The sequence below is a fragment of the Pantoea sp. SGAir0184 genome (assembly GCF_043544755.1).
Genome location: NZ_CP028050.1, coordinates 2,007,437 through 2,023,179, shown reverse-complemented (window position 1 = coordinate 2,023,179; position 15,743 = coordinate 2,007,437). Strand labels below are relative to the sequence as shown.

Genomic DNA, 15,743 nt, shown 5'->3' with positions numbered 1-15,743 from the left:
CCATAAGAATTGTGAATCCCGATAAAAAATCGTCAGGTTGGCATAAGGGTTGCTGTACTCAATAAAGAATATCTTCCGGGAGCTGCAAGAGCATCTTATTACGCTCCTTTACCTGTGCTAAAAACGAAAGGACGGGCATCGCTATGAATATATTCGATCACTATCGTCAGCGTTATGAAGCTGCCAAGGACGAAGAGTTCACACTGCAGGAATTCCTCACCATCTGTAAGCAGGATCGCAGTGCATACGCCAACGCGGCAGAACGACTATTGATGGCCATCGGTGAGCCTGTGATGGTCGATACTGCCCAGGAGCCTCGCCTTTCCCGTATCTTCTCGAACCGCGTCATCGGACGCTATCCGGCCTTTGAAGAGTTTTACGGTATGGAGGAAGCGATTGAGCAGATCGTCTCCTACCTGAAACACGCCGCGCAGGGGCTGGAGGAGAAGAAACAGATTCTGTATCTGCTCGGCCCGGTGGGCGGCGGTAAATCCTCGCTGGCCGAACGGCTTAAAGCGTTGATGCAGCGCGTGCCGATCTATGTGCTGAGTGCCGACGGTGAACGCAGCCCGGTCAATGACCATCCGCTGTGCCTGTTTAATCCGCAGGAAGACGCCAATATTCTGGAAAAAGAGTACGGCGTGCCGCGGCGTTACCTTGGCACCATCATGTCGCCGTGGGCGGCAAAACGGTTGCATGACTTTGGCGGCGACATCACCCGCTTCAAAGTGGTGAAAGTGTGGCCGTCGATTCTGGAACAGCTGGCTATCGCCAAAACCGAACCGGGTGATGAGAACAACCAGGATATTTCAGCGCTGGTGGGTAAAGTGGATATCCGTAAGCTGGAAAACCACGCGCAGAACGATCCGGATGCCTACGGCTATTCGGGTGCGCTGTGCCGCGCTAACCAGGGCATCATGGAATTCGTGGAGATGTTTAAAGCACCCATTAAAGTGCTGCATCCGCTGCTGACCGCCACTCAGGAAGGTAACTATAACGGTACCGAAGGGATTTCCGCCCTGCCGTTTAACGGCATTATTCTGGCGCACTCCAACGAATCAGAGTGGGTGACATTCCGTAACAACAAGAACAACGAAGCTTTCCTTGACCGTGTGTACATCGTGAAGGTGCCTTACTGCCTGCGCGTGTCCGAGGAGATCAAAATTTATGAAAAACTGCTCAACCACAGTGAGCTGACCACCGCGCCATGCGCACCCGGCACACTGGAAACGCTGGCACGTTTCTCGATTCTGTCGCGCCTGAAAGAGCCAGAAAACTCCAGCATCTACTCGAAGATGCGCGTCTATGACGGTGAAAGCCTGAAAGACACTGATCCGAAAGCGAAATCGTGGCAGGAGTATCACGATTACGCCGGTGTGGATGAAGGCATGAACGGCCTGTCGACCCGCTTCGCGTTTAAAATTCTGTCACGCGTGTTTAACTTCGACCATGCCGAAGTAGCGGCTAACCCGGTGCACCTGTTTTACGTGCTGGAACAGCAGATCGAGCGCGAGCAGTTCCCGCAGGATCAGGCGGAGAAGTATCTGGAACACCTGAAAGGCTATCTGATTCCGAAATATGCGGAGTTCATTGGCAAAGAGATTCAGACCGCTTACCTCGAATCCTATTCGGAGTATGGTCAGAACATCTTTGACCGCTACGTCACTTACGCGGATTTCTGGATTCAGGATCAGGAGTATCGCGATCCGGATACCGGCCAGCTGTTCGATCGTGAATCACTCAACGCCGAGCTGGAAAAGATCGAGAAACCTGCCGGGATCAGTAATCCGAAAGATTTCCGTAACGAGATTGTTAACTTTGTGCTGCGCGCACGGGCGCAGAATAACGGACGCAATCCAAACTGGACCAGCTACGAAAAACTGCGCACGGTGATCGAGAAGAAAATGTTCTCCAACACCGAGGAGTTGCTGCCGGTGATTTCGTTCAACACCAAAACATCGACGGATGAACAGAAAAAACACGACGATTTTGTCGATCGCATGATGGAAAAAGGCTATACCCGCAAGCAGGTGCGTCTGCTGTGCGAATGGTATCTGCGCGTGCGCAAATCGTCATAATCGACAGAGGTAAGCTACGCGGCGTTCACATGCCGTCTGAGGAGGCCGGACCCGTTCCGGCCTGGCTTACAGCGTAGTTTGGGGGAATTTATGGCCTATTTCATCGATCGGCGTCTTAACGGCAAGAATAAAAGTGCGGTCAACCGGCAGCGCTTTTTGCGCCGTTATAAGTCGCAAATCAAACAGTCGATCTCCGAGGCCATCAACAAGCGTTCGGTCACCGACGTGGAGAGTGGCGAATCGGTGTCGATTCCTGTTGACGACATCAACGAGCCGATTTTCCATCAGGGGCGCGGCGGCAGTCGTCATCGCGTGCATCCGGGGAACGACCACTTTGTGCAAAACGACCGCATTGAGCGGCCGCAGGGCGGCGGTGGTGGCGGCAGCGGTCAGGGTAATGCCAGCCAGGACGGAGAAGGTCAGGACGAGTTTGTGTTTCAGATATCGAAGGATGAGTACCTCGATCTGCTGTTTGAAGACTTAGCGCTGCCTAACCTGCGCAAAAATCAGCATCGCCAGCTCAATGAGTACAAAACTCACCGCGCGGGCTTCACCTCGAATGGCGTGCCGGCCAATATCAGCGTGGTGCGCTCGCTGCAAAACTCGCTGGCGCGAAGAACCGCCATGACCGCAGGCAAGCGTCGTATGCTGCACGAACTTGAAGCCACACTGAGCGAAGTCGAAAACAGCGAGCCGGCGCAACTGCTGGAAGAGGAGCGGCTGCGTAAAGAGATTGCGGAACTGCGGGCGCGCATTGAGCGCGTGCCGTTTATCGACACCTTTGACCTGCGTTACAAGAATTTCGAGAAGCGGCCTGAACCGTCCAGCCAGGCGGTAATGTTCTGCTTAATGGACGTTTCCGGCTCGATGGACCAGGCGACCAAGGATATGGCGAAACGCTTTTATATCCTGCTCTATCTGTTCCTCAGCCGGACTTACAAAAACGTCGATGTGGTGTATATCCGTCACCATACTCAGGCGAAAGAAGTCGATGAACAGGAGTTCTTCTACTCTCAGGAGACCGGCGGCACTATCGTCTCCAGCGCGCTTAAGCTGATGGACGAAGTGGTGAAAGAGCGTTATGACCCGTCGCAGTGGAATATCTATGCGGCGCAGGCCTCGGACGGCGATAACTGGGCGGATGACTCACCGTTGTGTCATGAAATTCTGGCGAAGCATATTCTGCCGGTGGTGCGCTACTACAGCTACATTGAGATTACCCGACGGGCGCACCAAACCCTGTGGCGCGAGTATGAGCATCTGCAGGCGATGTTTGATAACTTTGCCATTCAGCACATCCGCGAGCCGGAAGACATCTACCCGGTATTTCGTGAGCTTTTCCACAAACAGGTCGCTGAAGCCTGAGTTTACCAGCCGGTCACCGACCGGCTTTTTCTTTACCCCGCCCGGCTTAACCCCTCTGAAAACCCTGCTGTTTTTCTGTGCGGATTTAACCTTCTATGGGATAGCACGCCACAGAATGAAAAAATGTGCAATTAACCGCTGACAAGCTATTGATAAGGCATTATCTTTTCACCTTGTCTGTGTGAATTGCCCGCAATTTGCTTTTTTATGCCCCGCCGCAGGAGAACGCCGTTGAATGCCAGCATGATTTACAGTTTGTTCATTATTGGTTCCGTGCTGGTCGCAGCAAGTATTCTGCTGAGTTCCTTCTCGTCGCGTCTCGGTATCCCGATTCTGGTGATCTTCCTGGCGCTGGGGATGCTGACCGGCGTGGACGGCATCGGCGGTATTGCCTTTGATAACTATCCGGTGGCCTATCTGGTGTCCAACCTGGCGCTGGCCATCATTCTGCTCGACGGCGGCATGCGCACCAAGGCCAGCTCGTTCAAGGTGGCGCTTGGTCCGGCGCTGTCGCTGGCCACCGTTGGCGTGATGATTACCGCCGGCCTCACCGGTCTGGCTGCCGCCTGGCTGTTTAAGCTCGATCTGATGCAGGGCTTCCTGATTGGCGCCATTATCGGCTCGACCGACGCCGCAGCGGTGTTTTCACTGCTGGGCGACAAAGGGCTTAACGAGCGTGTCAGTTCCACGCTGGAGATTGAATCAGGCAGTAACGATCCGATGGCGGTGTTTCTTACCATTACGCTGATCGACATGATCCAGCAGGGGCAGAGCGGTCTGAGCTGGATGTTTGTGGTGCATCTGGTGCAGCAGTTCGGCCTGGGCATTGTGCTCGGACTGGGCGGCGGTTGGGCGCTGCAGCAACTGATCAACCGCATCAGCCTGGCGCAAGGGCTCTATCCGCTGCTGGCGCTGAGCGGCGGCATCATTGTGTTTGCCCTGACCACGGTGATGGAAGGCAGCGGCATCCTGGCGGTCTATCTGTGTGGTTTCCTGCTGGGCAACAGCCCGATTCGTAACCGCCACGGCATTCTGCAAACTTTCGACGGCATGGCCTGGCTGAGCCAGATTGGTATGTTTATCGTGCTTGGCCTGCTGGTGACGCCGTCTGATCTGTGGCATATCGCGCTGCCGGCGATGATTCTCTCGCTGTGGCTGATTCTGGTGGCGCGTCCGCTGTCGATTCTGGTCGGGCTGCTGCCGTTTAAAGGCTTTACCGGACGTGAACGCATCTTTATCAGCTGGGTAGGCCTGCGCGGTGCGGTGCCGATTATCCTCGCGGTGTTCCCGATGATGGCCGGGCTGGAGAATTCAAAACTCTACTTCAATATCGCCTTCTTCGTGGTACTGGTATCTCTGATGCTGCAGGGCACGTCGCTGGGCTATGCCGCTAAACGGGCTAAGGTAGTGGTACCGCCGACCGCGTCACCCATCAGCCGCGTCGGGCTGGATATCCATCCGGAAAATCCGTGGGAGCAGTTTGTTTATCAGCTCAGCGCCGACAAATGGTGCGTCGGCGCCGCGCTGCGCGATTTACAAATGCCGCGCGAAACGCGTATTGCCGCCCTGTTCCGCGATAACGCGCTGATGCACCCCAACGGCAATACGCGTCTGAAAGAGGGTGACGTGCTGTGCGTTATTGGCCGCGAGCGCGACCTGCCGGCGCTGGGCAAAATGTTCAGCCAGACGCCGCCGGTGGCGCTGGATCAGCGCTTCTTTGGTGACTTTATCCTTGATGCCGAGGCGCGCCTGCGCGATGTCGCGCAGATCTATGGCCTGGAGCTTGATGAAGAGACTAACGATCAGCAGTCGCTCGGCCAGTTGATTATGGGTCTGCTCGGCAGCACGCCGGTGGTGGGAGATCAGGTCGAGTGGAACCAGCTGACGTGGACGGTGGCGGAAAAAGAGGATAACCAAATCGTCAAAATCGGGGTACGCGTGCGGGAAGAGAAGGAATAATCCGAGGCCGTATCGCTCGTAAACTGCGTGTCAGCGTCTATGATCACTATTCCACCCAGCAAACGGGAGAAGATGATGGGACACGTGGTGAAGATTGGTCGTTACGAGATCGTCGATGCAGTAATGGATGTGGAGAAGCTGGATACCGTCGGCATCCCCTGCCATACCAACCCCGGCCTGAGTTATCAGCTCGACGGCTGGGATCATGAAACCAGCGTACCGGCGTGGATTGATGGCGAACCGGTCGATCTGCAGATCGGCCACTATGACAAGCAGCAAGACCGCTGGGTATTGAAAAAACCGGCCTGATATTTTCCTCACCGCCATTCACTTTGACTGGCGGTCATTCCGAAAAGTAGTCTTAAAATAGTCTGTTATTTCATGGCACCTTTTACTTTTAATATTATTTTTCAACAGATTAGGTAGTCCGTACTTTAATCAAATATTGTTTTTTCAGACTCTTTCCATATTAACTCTGTCAAATAACTCCTGCATACTCTTAAACGTTGCTGCAGCTTTTCGTGACGTAAATCACGTCTCAAACGGCCCTTTCCATGCAGCGCTTATGGCAGCACTGACTCATATCTCGCTGAATATTATTTTATTTCTGCTTTCAGCGGACGACTCCTGAGCGCGTACTTGATTCTGGTCAGGCCATCTTTTACTTAAGAAAAGAGAGCAGGTTTTATGGCAAGTACATTGGTAATGAACGATGCAACCCGCTCGTGGAGCGGACTGCGCAAAAATCTCATCGCGAAAGTGGCACTCAGCTTTTCGGATTTAATTGCACTGAACCTGGCATTATTTTTATCCGCGGCCACCGTCCAGGGTATTTGGGGAGAACTGGACAGTTTTATTCCGCCGCAGCAAATTGAATACCGCTTTGTCGCACAGTTAGGTCTGTCAGTGCTGTGCACAGCCTGGTTCTGGGTGCGTATGCGCCACTATACCTACCGCAAACCGTTCTGGTTTGAGCTGAAAGAAATTGTCAAAACGCTGTTTGTGTTTTCGCTGCTGGATCTGGCGCTGATTGCCTTTTCCAAATGGGACTTCTCGCGCATGGTGTGGGTGTTTAGCTGGACCTATGCCCTGCTGCTGCTGCCGCTGATGCGCGCCGGCGTGAAGCGTGCCATCAATCGCGCTGGCCAGTGGCAGAAAGAGACCATTATCATCGGCTCCGGTAAAAACGCCATGGAAGCCTACGCAGCGCTGCAGAGCGAGGAGATTCTGGGCTATAACGTGCAGGCGTTTATCTCGCTGGATGATGAGCCTCACCAGGAAAGTGTTAACGGCGTGCCGGTTATTACCTGGAAAGACATCAACTGGCAAACCATGGACCGTGACAACACGCAATTTATCGTCGCCACCGAATTTGAACAGCAGGTGGTGCGCGATAAATGGCTGAAGTTTCTGTCCAAGATGAAATGCCGCTCAATTTCGGTTATCCCTACGCTGCGCGGTGTGCCGCTGTATGGCACCGATATGTCGTTTATCTTCAGCCATGAAGTGATGATCCTGCGCGTCAGTAACAACCTGGCGAAACGCTCCTCGCGTTTCCTCAAGCGCACTTTCGACGTGGTGGTTGCCTCACTGCTGCTGCTGTTTCTTGCCCCGGTGTTCGGTCTGCTGTGCTGGATGGTGAAGCGCGATGGCGGTAACGCTATTTACGGCCACGAGCGCGTCGGTCAGGATGGCGTGAAGTTTAAGTGCCTGAAGTTCCGTTCAATGGTGACCAACTCGCAGGAAGTGCTGCAGAATCTGCTGGCCACCAGTGCCGAAGCGCGCGCTGAGTGGGATCGTGATTTCAAACTGAAGAACGATCCGCGCATCACCAAAATCGGTGGCTTCCTGCGGAAAACCAGCCTGGATGAACTGCCCCAGCTGTGGAACGTGATTCGCGGCGAAATGAGTCTGGTGGGACCGCGTCCGGTGATTGAAGCTGAGCTGGAACGCTACGCGGGCGATGTCGACTACTATCTGATGGCCAAACCGGGCATGACCGGCTTGTGGCAGGTCAGCGGGCGTAACGATATCGACTACGACACGCGCGTCTATTTTGACTCCTGGTACGTGAAGAACTGGGCGCTGTGGACCGACATCGCCATTCTGTTCAAAACCGCTGGCGTGGTGCTGCGCCGCGACGGTGCTTACTGATACCCTCGACGCGATGTCTGCGCCGTCCCGGCAGACATCGCCTTTTCGTTTTAGCCCTTTCTTTTTGGCCGCAGACTCATTACCCTTCTCGCCTGTTTAACAGGACGTTACTGGTTCGTAATGCAAAAGTTTACCCTACTCCTTTTGAGCCTGGTGCTGCTGGCACCGCTGGGCATTGATCTCTACCTCCCCACGCTGCCGCAGATTGCCGACGGTCTTCATAGCCCGGTCAGTCTGATCCAGACCACCATTCCGCTGTTTTTGCTGGTGATGGGTATCGGTCAGCTGGTTACTGGTCCGCTGGTGGATAATTTTGGCCGTAAGCCGATCGCGCTGATCGGCCTCGCGCTCTACATCATCGGCAGCGCAGTGGCTGCAACCGCCACCGTCTGGCCGGTGTTCTTCCTGGCGCGCCTGATTCAGGGCTGCGCGGTATGCTGTAGCGCGGTGGTGGCATTTAGCGGCGTGCGCGATCGGCTGAGCGGCGATGCCGCGGCGCGCGCTTATGGTTTCCTCAATGGCGCGCTGAACATCGTGCCGGCGCTGGCACCGCTGCTCGGCGGTATTCTGGCGGAAGCCTATGGCTGGCGTGCGCCCTTCTGGTTCCTGTGCGGCTATGCGCTGGTGATTGGCGTCATTGTGGTGGTCGCACTGCCGGAAACGCGTCCGGCGGACACGCTGCGCGTTAAAGGGCTGCCGCTGGCGCAGTATGCTGCCATCGCCCGGCAGCCGCGCTTTCTCGCTTTCGCCTTTGCCAACGCGGGCGCGCTCGGCATGGTGCTGACCTACGTTTCGCTGGCGCCGCACGTGTTGATGACCGAAGGTGGCCTGACGCCGCTGCAGTTTTCCTTTGCCTTTGGCGCCAACGGTTTCTGGATCATGCTGGTCAGCGCCTTTGTTAATAAAACCATTCGCAAGGCGGGCCGGCCATTTTGTCTCGCCATGGGGTTTGTCACCATGCTGCTCGGTGCGCTGCTGCTGGTGGCGGGGATGACGCTGTTACCTGCGGCCTGGCAGACGCACTGGTCGCTGTACATGATTCCGGTGGCGATCTCGGTAGCCGGCCTGGCCTTCACCGTCGGTCCGGCCACCAGCTATGCGCTGGAGCCGTATCAGCAGCAGGCGGGTGTGGCAGCGGCGCTGCAGGGATTTATCCAGATGGCGGGCGGTGCAGGTGGCAGCCTGGCGATGGTGGCGCTGCCGGTGGCGGAGAAATCAGCGTTAGCGCTGATGATGCTGGTGGGTGCAGCGCTGGCGCTGATCGCCTGGCGCTGCAGTAAGAACATGCGTGGTACAGTGACGGCGCTTAACTAAGCGTGACCGGGACGCGCGGCGCGAGTGCACACATCAGCTCGTAGCCTACCGTTCCGGCGGCTTTCGCTACCTCATCAATTTTCACCTCGTTGCCCCACAGCTCCACGCGCGAACCGATACCCGCCTGCGGGCAGGGTTCGAGGTCAATCATCATCATGTCCATCGAGATCGCCCCAAGCGTTTGCGTGCGGATGCCATCAACGCTGACCGGCGTACCGGTCGGCGCATGGCGCGGATAGCCGTCAGCATAGCCACAGGCCACAATACCGATACGCTGTGGCGCGGCCGCGTGGTAGCGATAACCGTAGCCAACACCCTCGCCGGCACCGATCTGCTGTACGCCAATAATTTCACTGCTGAGCGTCATTACCGGCTGCAGACCGGTACTGGCGATATCCTGCCAGTCGCCGCTCGGTGACGCGCCGTAGAGAATAATGCCGGGCCGCACCCAGTCAAAATGCGCCTGCGGATGCCACAGCGTGGTCGCTGAGTTGGCAAGCGAACGCGGACAGTTCAGCCCTTCCGCCGCCTGTTCGACGCGCTGCATCGGTTCCACCAGCCCCTGCGGGTTTTCCGCATCGGCAAAGTGCGCCATCAGCGTCATTTCCCCCACGCTGGGCAACGCACGCAGCTTGTGCCAGGCCGCCTGCGCCTGTTCCGGACGAAAACCGAGACGGTTCATGCCGCTGTTGATCTTCAGATAAACATCGACTGGCGCCGACAGCTGCGCCTTCGCCAGCGCCTGAATCTGCCAGTTACTATGTACGCTGGTGGTCAGGCGATAGCGATCGATCAGCGTCAGGTCATCGGCGTGAAAGAAGCCTTCCAGCAGCAGAATTGGCTTTTTCCAGCCCTGCTCGCGCAGCAGGATCGCCTCTTCCATATTCAGCAGCGCGAAACCGTCGGTCTCCGCCAGACTCTGCCATACGCGGGCAATGCCGTGGCCGTAGGCATTGGCCTTCACCACCGACCAGACGCGCGCGTGCGGTGCCGCCTGACGCACAATCGCCAGATTGTGGCGCAGCGCCTGTTGATTAATGGTGGCACCCGTAGGACGTGACATGTTTTTACTCTCCCTGAAGTATCAGCGCGTCGCGCTGGCATTACGCAGCGGCGATGCCGGGGCCGCAAAGCCCGGCAGATAACGCAGCACCGACAAGTCGTCGGCGGCGATGGCCGGTTTACGTCCCGAAATCAGATCGGCCAGCAACTGGCCGGAACCACAGGCCATCGTCCAGCCCAGCGTACCGTGCCCGGTGTTCAGCCAGAGATTGGTCAGCGGCGTGCGCCCGACAATTGGCGTGCCATCTGGCGTCATCGGGCGCAGTCCGGTCCAGAAGGTAGCCTGTTCAACATACCCGCCTTCAGGATAGAGATCGCGGACCACCATCTCCAGCGTTTCACGTCGTGCCGGCAACAGTTTGGTGTTAAAACCAACGATTTCGGCCATGCCACCGACGCGAATGCGGTCATCAAAGCGTGTTACCGCCACTTTATAGGTTTCATCCAGAATGGTGGAGACCGGCGCGCCCTGCGGATCTTTGATCGGGATAGTCAGGGAATAGCCTTTCAGCGGATAGACCGGAATCGACACGATGTCTTTCAGCAGCGCCGTGGAGTAAGAGCCAAACGCCACGACGTAAGCATCGGCTTTGATGACCTCATCGCCGCACTTCACGCCATAGATGCGATTGCCTTCGCGCAACAGTTGATCCACCGACGTGTCATAACGGAAAGTGACGCCGGCTGCGGCTGCCATCGCCGCCAGACGCTGGGTAAACAGCTGGCAGTCACCGGTTTCGTCATTCGGCAGGCGCAGGCCGCCGGTCAGCTTGTGCGCGGTACCCGCCAGCGCCGGCTCCACGCTGTGCAGCTGATGCGCTTCCAGCAGCTCATAGGGCACCCCCGCTTCACGCAGTACCGCGATGTCTTTGCTGGCGCTGTCAAACTGTTGCTGCGTGCGGAACAGCTGCAAAGTGCCGCCCTGGCGCCCTTCATAGGCGATACCGGTGCTGCTGCGCAGTGCCTTCAGGCAGTCGCGGCTGTATTCGGCGATACGCACCATACGGCCCTTGTTTTCCTGGTAGTGACGCATGTCGCAGTTGCGTAGCATGTTCCACATCCACTCCAGCTGGAATTTGCTGCCGTCGAGTCGCACTGCCAGCGGCGCATGCTTCTGAAACATCCACTTTACCGCCTTAAGCGGTACACCGGGCGCCGCCCAGGGTGCCGCATAGCCGGGCGAAATTTGCCCGGCATTGCCGGCACTGGTTTCCAGCGCCGCGCCGGGCTGGCGATCGATTACGGTGACGTCATGCCCCGCCTGCGCCAGATACCACGCACTGGCTACCCCTACGACACCACTACCCAGAATGACTACGCGCATAAGCCCCTCATCGCGAAAAGCATAATTAACTGGTATCACCATCGGGTTTAGCATAACCCGATGGCTGAACTGATATTACATTCGACCCTTTCATTTCACATGTTTTTCACTTAACTGCACACTGAAATCATGCGGTCGCGCCAAAATCAGAGTTTTTTGTGCCTTAAAAGCGTTAACCAGCGAATTATTATGCGAAAGGCAGAGCATCTCACTTTTTTCAGGAGAAAGCGCCGCAGTCATATCGCGCGCTTATAAACAGGATTTAATGCTGCAATTTATCACTCAGATAACACATAACCTTATTAGCTACCAAAGCACGCCTATTATGATGATTTTGTACCAAAAGAATTCGATTGAGTTCCCGCATCGGATAAGCGACAGTGGACTATCATTGAAGTGTTCGCTCAGTTTTTTTGGGCTGTCTTTCTCAGGATGAAGCCTTAAACGATCGTGACAGGTGACACTCTGTTGCCTGCCGCTTGCAAAACAGAGGTGCGCTATGACGACAATGTTTGACGAGCCAACCCGCAACAGCAAACGACTCAGTGACGGTCCCGACTGGACCTTTGAGCTGCTTGATGTCTACCTGGCGGAGATCGACCGCGTGGCCAAAAGCTATGGGCTCGATACCTACCCGCACCAAATCGAAGTGATCACCTCCGAGCAGATGATGGATGCGTACTCCAGCGTGGGGATGCCCATCAATTATGCCCACTGGTCGTTCGGCAAGAAGTTCATCGAAACCGAGCAGCGCTATAAACATGGTCAGCAGGGACTGGCGTATGAAATCGTCATTAACTCGAATCCCTGTATCGCTTACCTGATGGAAGAGAACACCATGACCATGCAGGCGCTGGTGATGGCGCACGCCTGCTATGGCCACAACTCTTTCTTCAAAAACAACTACCTGTTCCGCAGCTGGACCGATGCCAGCTCAATTGTCGATTATCTGCTGTTCGCGCGTAACTACATCTCTGATTGCGAAGAGCGTTATGGCGTGGAAGAGGTCGAGCGACTGCTGGACTCCTGTCATGCGCTGATGAACTATGGCGTCGATCGCTATAAACGCCCGCAAAAGATTTCGCTGCAGGAAGAGAAAGCGCGGCAGAAAAGCCGGGAAGAGTATCTGCAGAGCCAGGTCAATACGCTGTGGCGCACCCTGCCACGCAAAGAGAAAGAGTTTACTCAGGTCGAGGCGGCGCGCTATCCCTCTGAGCCGCAGGAAAACCTGCTGTACTTTATGGAAAAGAACGCGCCACTGCTGGAGTCGTGGCAGCGTGAAGTGCTGCGCATTGTGCGTAAAGTCAGCCAGTATTTTTACCCGCAGAAACAGACCCAGGTGATGAATGAAGGCTGGGCGACCTTCTGGCACTACACCATTCTGAATCACCTGTACGATGAGGGCAAAGTGTCGGAGCGCTTTATGATGGAGTTCCTGCACAGCCATACCAACGTGGTGTATCAGCCGCCGTATAACAGCCAGTGGTATAACGGTATCAACCCGTATGCGCTGGGCTTTGCCATGTTCCAGGACATCAAGCGCATCTGTCAGTCGCCAACTGAGGAAGATCGCTACTGGTTCCCGGACATCGCCGGCTCCGACTGGCTTAAGACGCTGCATTTCGCCATGCGCGAGTTTAAAGACGAGAGTTTTATCAGCCAGTTCCTGTCGCCGAAAGTGATGCGGGATTTCCGTCTGTTTACGGTAATGGACGACGATCGTAATAACTATCTTGAGATTGCCGCCATTCATGATGAGGCGGGATATCGCGCGATTCGTCAGCAGCTGTCAGCGCAGTACAATCTGAGCAATCTGGAGCCGAATATTCAGGTGTACAACGTTGACCTGCGCGGTGACCGTTCTCTGACGCTACGCTATGTGCCGCAGCAGCGCGCCCCGCTCGATAAGAGCCGTCGCGATGTGCTGAAGCATGTGCATCGGCTGTGGGGTTTTGATGTCAATCTGGAACAGCAGAACGAAGATGGCAGCGTGGAGCTGCTGGATCGCTGTCCGGCGCGCGGACCGGCGCTTTAAACAAAATCTCCATGCTCAGGGACGAGCATTTATCATCCTGCGTTGTAAGCCCCTAATCTCACAGATAATCCTGCACCAACTTCACAGACAGTCAGTATCCGCTGATGCGGCGGGCTATTCGCAGCGCTGAGGCTTTTACGTTGCGCCAGGAGATTCCCGCGGGGAGGCGGGAATCAGGCCGGGCCGGTCAGGAAGACCGATACCGGCCGGTCCGTCAGGCGCAACGTGAACGCCGAAGGTACCGCGTAAGCGGCGCGAGGAGCAGCCCGGCAGCAGCGGATACTGGCTGTCCGGGACAGGAGCCCGCCAAACCTTAGTGCGCTGTTAGCGCTTACTGCTCAAATCATCCGGCATGCTTTTCTGCATACTGTGCCAGATTTCACCGCTGCGGCGGCCGTAGTTACGCACGCTGTCGACGATCTGATCCTGCGTCGGCTGTTTGCCACACAGATCCGCCAGCTGACGATAAAAGTTACGCGCCAGTTCACGCGCTTCCGGATTTGAGAAGTAATGGCGGCCAACGCGGGTGTACAGCCCTTTCAGACCGTTGAGAATCAGGCCGTAAATCGGGTTGCCGGAAGCAAAGGCCAGGCCGCGAAATACGCGGTAATCCAGCTCGGTATAGGCTTCAGCCTGATCTTCCTCGCTCAGCGCACTCTCCAGCACTTCACGCGCCTTATCCGGATGATGGCGCAGCGCGCGACTGATAAAGATCGACGCGATATTGGTGCGCACTGACAGCAGGTTATCAATTAACTGCGGCACACTGTCGTGGTCAAGACGGGCGAGCGTTTCGAGGATATTAAGACCAGACGTTTCCCAGAAATCATTGACGCGGGTGGGTTTACCATGCTGAATGGTCAGCCAGCCATCACGAGCCAGCCGCTGCAGCACTTCACGCAGAGTGGTGCGGGTCACGCCGATCAGTTCAGAAAGCTCACGTTCGGCAGGAAGAATCGATCCCGGCGGAAAACGGCTGTTCCAGATGCTTTCAATTATGTACTCTTCAGCGAATCCTGCAGGGCTCTGTGCCTTAATCACCATAGCATTTATTTCTCGTTGCTTTCTTTGTCGTAATGGCACTCATCATACCAGAGGGGTCATAGCGGAAATAGCCTGCCAGCGGATTAAAAGCGCGCGCTGGCGCAAAATTCGGCAGCTGCGCAGCGAAAAAAGCCGTGGGTTACGCTGCGCTTGCGTGGGCGCTTTTGATGCCGTGTGCTAAAAGCCACGATTTTTTGGCGTGGATCAGGGATAAGTCATTTTTATACATGATTTTTTCCCCCTGCCTGGCTGGCACGGGTACGCTTTTGGTTTACACTGCGATGCATTAACGGCTACGGGAAAAGCAATATGTTGCGATACTTGAATCAATGCTCACGCGGACGCGGTGCCTGGTTATTAATGGCCCTGACCGCCCTGGTTTTTGAACTGGTTGCGCTGTTCTTTCAGCACGTGATGGGACTGCAACCCTGCGTAATGTGTATCTATGAGCGTTGTGCGCTGTTTGGCGTCATGGGCGCCGGCCTGGTGGGTGCAATTGCGCCTAAAACGCCGCTGCGCTGGGCAGCCATCGCCATCTGGCTCTACAGCGCTTATGAAGGGGTACGCCTCTCTTATGAGCACACCATGATTCAGCTGCATCCCAACCCGTTTGTGACCTGCGATTTTGCTGCTCGCTTCCCGAGCTGGCTGCCGCTGGATAAATGGCTGCCGGCGGTATTTGTCGCCAGCGGTGACTGCGCCGAACGCGGATGGACTTTCCTGACCTGGAGCATGCCGCAGTGGATGATCGTGATTTTTGCCGCTTATCTACTGGTGGGCATTCTGGTATTGATTGCGCAACCGTTCAAAGCAAAACGTCGCGATCTGTTTGGTCGCTGAGTCCCAGTCAAACTAAGTCTCAGACAAAACAGGCAGCCGCGGCTGCCTGTTGCATTATCAGCCGTTACGATCCGGCCGGTCTATAATGTGTTCTTCCCAGTCGCGCACTTCACTCTCGCGCACCGCGATGTATCGCACCGAAATACGCTGAGCATGCATCGCCTTCTTCGACCCGGCAATCAGCGGGTGCCACGCCGGCAGCGTTTTGCCCTCCCCCAACAGCCGGTAAGCGCAGGTGCGCGGTAGCCAGTTAAAGGTGGTGAGATTCTCTCGCGTCAGCTTGATGCAATCTTCTTCGTACTCGAAGCGACGCTCATAATTGCGGCACTGACAGGTCTTGATGTTGAGCTGATTGCAGGCAACGTTGGTGAAGTAAATCTCATCGGTATCCGCATCCTGCAACTTATTCAGACAGCACTGTCCACAGCCGTCGCACAGCGATTCCCACTCTGCGTCGTTCATTTGGTCCAGGCGTTTGGTCTGCCAGAAAGGTTGGTCGGTCATGATAGCGGTCCGGGTTGAGCAACAAGACCGCACCTTATAAAGCTTCAGGTGCGGTGATGCAAGT

The 15,743-nt window shown here is 55.8% G+C and carries 12 protein-coding genes; 8 read left to right on the top strand and 4 right to left on the bottom strand.

Annotated features, from left to right (window positions below; genetic code table 11):
* Positions 1-143 precede the first annotated feature (143 nt).
* The 6 genes from yeaG to C1N60_RS09455 all read left to right on the top strand — a co-directional run bounded on the left by yeaG (position 144) and on the right by C1N60_RS09455 (position 8,870).
* Entirely contained in the window at positions 144-2,078 is a 1,935-nt protein-coding gene (gene yeaG, locus C1N60_RS09480) for a protein kinase YeaG (protein ID WP_021510057.1), read from the top strand.
* Positions 2,079-2,168: 90 nt separating this feature from the next.
* The gene (locus C1N60_RS09475; RefSeq protein ID WP_031280211.1) at positions 2,169-3,443 is read left to right on the top strand and encodes a YeaH/YhbH family protein; all 1,275 of its coding nucleotides are present in this window, start codon (positions 2,169-2,171) and stop codon (positions 3,441-3,443) included.
* Positions 3,444-3,674: 231 nt separating this feature from the next.
* Positions 3,675-5,402 carry a potassium/proton antiporter gene (locus C1N60_RS09470; protein ID WP_021510055.1) on the top strand — a complete coding sequence of 576 codons (1,728 nt, stop codon included), beginning with the start codon at positions 3,675-3,677 and terminating at the stop codon, positions 5,400-5,402.
* A gap of 75 nt (positions 5,403-5,477) precedes the next feature.
* Positions 5,478-5,711: a DUF1480 family protein gene (locus tag C1N60_RS09465; RefSeq protein WP_021510054.1), complete on the top strand. Its 234-nt coding sequence runs from the start codon at positions 5,478-5,480 to the stop codon at positions 5,709-5,711.
* Positions 5,712-6,089: 378 nt separating this feature from the next.
* Positions 6,090-7,556 carry an undecaprenyl-phosphate galactose phosphotransferase WbaP gene (gene wbaP / locus C1N60_RS09460; RefSeq protein ID WP_058757724.1) on the top strand — a complete coding sequence of 489 codons (1,467 nt, stop codon included), beginning with the start codon at positions 6,090-6,092 and terminating at the stop codon, positions 7,554-7,556.
* A 120-nt stretch (positions 7,557-7,676) separates the two neighbouring features.
* Positions 7,677-8,870, top strand: coding sequence for a multidrug effflux MFS transporter (locus C1N60_RS09455; RefSeq protein ID WP_238561973.1), 1,194 nt, complete (start codon positions 7,677-7,679; stop codon positions 8,868-8,870).
* Here the strand turns inward: C1N60_RS09455 and dadX are convergent.
* Positions 8,863-9,933, bottom strand: coding sequence for a catabolic alanine racemase DadX (gene dadX / locus C1N60_RS09450; RefSeq protein ID WP_394521714.1), 1,071 nt, complete (start codon positions 9,931-9,933; stop codon positions 8,863-8,865). The genes C1N60_RS09455 and dadX overlap by 8 nt on opposite strands.
* 21 nt (positions 9,934-9,954) lie before the next feature.
* A complete protein-coding gene (locus C1N60_RS09445; RefSeq protein ID WP_058771249.1) occupies positions 9,955-11,256 on the bottom strand; it encodes a D-amino acid dehydrogenase in 1,302 nt (433 codons plus the stop codon).
* Positions 11,257-11,755: 499 nt separating this feature from the next.
* Between C1N60_RS09445 and C1N60_RS09440 the strand changes: the two genes are divergently transcribed.
* Positions 11,756-13,291 carry a SpoVR family protein gene (locus tag C1N60_RS09440; RefSeq protein ID WP_031280208.1) on the top strand — a complete coding sequence of 512 codons (1,536 nt, stop codon included), beginning with the start codon at positions 11,756-11,758 and terminating at the stop codon, positions 13,289-13,291.
* A 324-nt stretch (positions 13,292-13,615) separates the two neighbouring features.
* On the opposite strand, the gene fadR is transcribed toward C1N60_RS09440, so the two are convergent.
* Positions 13,616-14,335, bottom strand: coding sequence for a fatty acid metabolism transcriptional regulator FadR (fadR, locus tag C1N60_RS09435; protein ID WP_058757728.1), 720 nt, complete (start codon positions 14,333-14,335; stop codon positions 13,616-13,618).
* 309 nt (positions 14,336-14,644) lie between these two features.
* Here fadR and dsbB point away from each other — a divergent pair, with 309 nt between their 5' ends.
* Positions 14,645-15,175: a disulfide bond formation protein DsbB gene (gene dsbB / locus C1N60_RS09430; protein ID WP_040679952.1), complete on the top strand. Its 531-nt coding sequence runs from the start codon at positions 14,645-14,647 to the stop codon at positions 15,173-15,175.
* 57 nt (positions 15,176-15,232) lie between these two features.
* Here dsbB and C1N60_RS09425 read toward each other — a convergent pair whose 3' ends face one another.
* The gene (locus C1N60_RS09425; protein WP_021510046.1) at positions 15,233-15,679 is read right to left on the bottom strand and encodes a YcgN family cysteine cluster protein; all 447 of its coding nucleotides are present in this window, start codon (positions 15,677-15,679) and stop codon (positions 15,233-15,235) included.
* Positions 15,680-15,743 lie beyond the last annotated feature (64 nt).

Bases quoted from the DNA above. Each gene is read 5' to 3' on its own strand.
- C1N60_RS09445 (WP_058771249.1), bottom strand. From the start codon at position 11,256: ATGCGCGTAGTCATTCTGGGTAGTGGTGTCGTAGGGGTAGCCAGTGCG.
- wbaP (WP_058757724.1), top strand. From the start codon at position 6,090: ATGGCAAGTACATTGGTAATGAACGATGCAACCCGCTCGTGGAGCGGA.
- dadX (WP_394521714.1), bottom strand. From the start codon at position 9,933: ATGTCACGTCCTACGGGTGCCACCATTAATCAACAGGCGCTGCGCCAC.
- C1N60_RS09465 (WP_021510054.1), top strand. From the start codon at position 5,478: ATGGGACACGTGGTGAAGATTGGTCGTTACGAGATCGTCGATGCAGTA.
- C1N60_RS09475 (WP_031280211.1), top strand. From the start codon at position 2,169: ATGGCCTATTTCATCGATCGGCGTCTTAACGGCAAGAATAAAAGTGCG.
- C1N60_RS09455 (WP_238561973.1), top strand. From the start codon at position 7,677: ATGCAAAAGTTTACCCTACTCCTTTTGAGCCTGGTGCTGCTGGCACCG.
- dsbB (WP_040679952.1), top strand. From the start codon at position 14,645: ATGTTGCGATACTTGAATCAATGCTCACGCGGACGCGGTGCCTGGTTA.
- fadR (WP_058757728.1), bottom strand. From the start codon at position 14,335: ATGGTGATTAAGGCACAGAGCCCTGCAGGATTCGCTGAAGAGTACATA.
- C1N60_RS09425 (WP_021510046.1), bottom strand. From the start codon at position 15,679: ATGACCGACCAACCTTTCTGGCAGACCAAACGCCTGGACCAAATGAAC.
- yeaG (WP_021510057.1), top strand. From the start codon at position 144: ATGAATATATTCGATCACTATCGTCAGCGTTATGAAGCTGCCAAGGAC.
- C1N60_RS09440 (WP_031280208.1), top strand. From the start codon at position 11,756: ATGACGACAATGTTTGACGAGCCAACCCGCAACAGCAAACGACTCAGT.